At 67.9% G+C, this 2,318-nt stretch carries 4 protein-coding genes; all 4 read right to left on the bottom strand.

Translation table 11 applies throughout. The annotated features are described in order from the left end of the window. Positions 1-440, bottom strand: a 440-nt coding sequence (locus tag ACTMTI_RS56685; protein WP_441129375.1) for an ISAs1 family transposase, incomplete at its 3' end; no start/stop codon positions are given. Further along, entirely contained in the window at positions 362-757 is a 396-nt protein-coding gene (locus ACTMTI_RS56680) for a transposase family protein (protein WP_441129374.1), read from the bottom strand. The genes ACTMTI_RS56680 and ACTMTI_RS56685, both read right to left, overlap by 79 nt. Positions 758-846: 89 nt before the next feature. Then, complete coding sequence (locus ACTMTI_RS56675; protein ID WP_441129373.1) at positions 847-1,008, bottom strand: hypothetical protein; 162 nt, start codon at positions 1,006-1,008, stop codon at positions 847-849. A 195-nt stretch (positions 1,009-1,203) separates the two neighbouring features. Further along, positions 1,204-2,022 (bottom strand): CPBP family glutamic-type intramembrane protease, encoded by an 819-nt coding sequence (locus ACTMTI_RS56670; protein WP_441129372.1) that lies wholly within the window; start codon positions 2,020-2,022, stop codon positions 1,204-1,206. Between the last annotated feature and the right edge of the window lie 296 nt (positions 2,023-2,318).

Here is a 2,318-nt window from a genome sequence, read left to right as displayed (position 1 = left end):
TTGAGGACCGCTTCGCGCCAGGGCAGAGTCTTGAGCCGGCGGTGCAGCGTGGGCTGGTTGCCCTTGGCGATGAACAGGTAGTGGCCGCCGGCGGCGATGATCTGGCGGGCGTGTTCCTGCTGGGTGTGCAGGGCGTCGGCGGTGACCACCACGCTGGTGAGGTCCAGGCCGGACAGCAGGGGCGCGAAGGCGGGGATCTCGTTGCTCTTGGCCTCGATCTGCTGTTGAGCGAGAACGATCTGGGTGTCATGGCGCATGGCGGCCAGCAGATGGACCGTGGTGTCGGTGGTGCGGCTGCCGCGCAGGGTCTTGCCGTCGACGGCCAGACCGGCGAGCATGGCCCGGCCTGGGGATGGGCTGCTCATGGTGGCAGGCGGGGTGTCGGCAGTGAGCGAGGCCAGGTAGCCGCAGGTGGCGGTGTCGAAGGCGTCGCCGTCCAGGCGGGCGAGGAGTCGTCCCAGGGTGCTGGCGGCCAGGAGTGCCGTGCGGGGCAGGCCGGCTCGGGCGCGCAGGTCTGGGTCGTATCCGGCGATGGCCCGGGGATCTTTGCCAGAGAGGTTGCTCCGCCGAGTACGGCGAGCAGGGATAACGCCAGCAGCGGGCCGAGCCGGTAGCGGCGTCCCCGGCGGCTGCGCGGGTCGGGCACGGTGTCCAGGACCTCGGCCAGGGTGGGCAGATCGAGCGGGTCGGTCGATAGGTCGGTGAGAGAGACGTGCTCCAAGTGGCGGGCGAGCACGTCGATCGGGGATGATGGCACGCGAACGCGGCCCCTGTTCTTGATCGACTGGCGTAGACAACCAACGATCATCGGGGGTCGCGTTTGTCATTCACGCTCCGGGGGTGCCCTCATCGCCCGGCATCGTAGAGCCTGCATGCGTTCCACCAGCCGTGGGGGAGCAGACCGGGTGTGAGCGTCCAGAGGCCGAACCACAGGAGTATCGCGGCGATGACGACGTGCTGCGGCCGCCGCTTCGAGGTCGTCGCTGGGGTCGCCGATGCCGCGTTCATTCTCTGCTCCTCGTGAGCAACGGTGTTCATGACGAGCATCCACACGGGAGGGGCCGCGCGGCCTGCTGCAGTTCTCGTGCTGCGCGACGGAGCGAAGTGTCAGTCAGCGGTCGAGTGACGATGTCCGGGAGTCGGCCTCGCCGGAGTCGCGCGGTGTGAAGCGCAGCGCGCCGCTGGGTGCTCGGGCGCGGGAGGTCAGTGGGTACGGAGGACGACGTCGGTGACGGCGGTGTCCCGGGAGAAGAAGTGGTCCCGCTTCCAGATGACCATGACCACTGCCACGAGGGCGAACACGTAGTTCTCCCAGGGCTGCCCCTCGGGGTAGGCGGGGATGTTGGCCTGGAAGTGGAACAGGGCGGGGATGAGGATACTGCCGCGGGAGACGTTGAACAGCGGCGTCATGATGATCGACAGCGCGAACGCACCCAGCATGAAGGGGCCGAAGGACCACGCGCTCTGCGGGGTGCCGCTCAGCAGGAACGCGGGCAGGTGCCACAGCCCCCAGAAGAGTCCGAGGATCAGGCTGGTCACCAAGGGGTTGAACCGGCGCTGCAGCATCGGCTGGGCGTAACCACGCCAGCCGAGCTCCTCGATCGGCCCGAGCAGGAGAGCCGGGATCAGCGCGGGCAGGACCATGTACCACGGCGAGAACGGAAACTCGCCCGCAGTCCCGTTCAGCAGCGCGCTCAGATATTTGCCCGCGGGCATGGCGAGCAGCAGGAACAACCACCACCCGGCAGGCATCCGCCACAGGGTCAGACGGCGCAAATGGTCCCGGATATCGCGCAGGCCGCCTTCACGCCAGAGGACGTAGAGGGCCGCGATCTCGGGCGAGTACACGGCCAGGACGAACACCGGGTGCGTGCCGGACGGAGGGCCGAAGATCGGTTCCAGGAGACCGCCGAACGCGATCAGGGATGCCAGAGCTCCCCAGCCGAATAAGAAGGTCAGGGCGAAGAACACGACGAGCGGCCGACGAAGGCCGCTCTGGGGGGATGCCGTCTTGGTTGTCACGACGCCATCATCGATCTCCCTGCCACGCTGGTGGATCCGGGTCTCCCCTGAGCGGCACCCTGAGCCTGCTGCCGAGATCTCAGGGTCGGTACCCTTGCCGCCATCCGTTCGGAAAGACCAAGATGGGCCGTCAGCCGGGTAGCGCAGCAGCGAGAGAACCCACGATCATGGCGTACGTGGCGATGCTCCGGTTACTGGCGATCGGCCTTCTCAGCGGTGCTGTTCATCGCCAAGGGCAACCAGCCCACGCTGCACCGCCGGCTCAAGACTCTGCCCTGGCGCGAAGCGGTCCTCAA

It is taken from the genome of Nonomuraea sp. H19, assembly GCF_052068215.1.
Classification (GTDB): domain Bacteria; phylum Actinomycetota; class Actinomycetes; order Streptosporangiales; family Streptosporangiaceae; genus Nonomuraea.
The sequence above is the reverse complement of the archived record's forward strand: the minus strand, read 5'-3'. Positions and strand labels throughout refer to the sequence as shown.

What these genes read in the sequence shown, in the direction of transcription:
- ACTMTI_RS56675 (WP_441129373.1), bottom strand. Translation starts at nt 1,008, where the DNA reads ATGAACGCGGCATCGGCGACCCCAGCGACGACCTCGAAGCGGCGGCCG.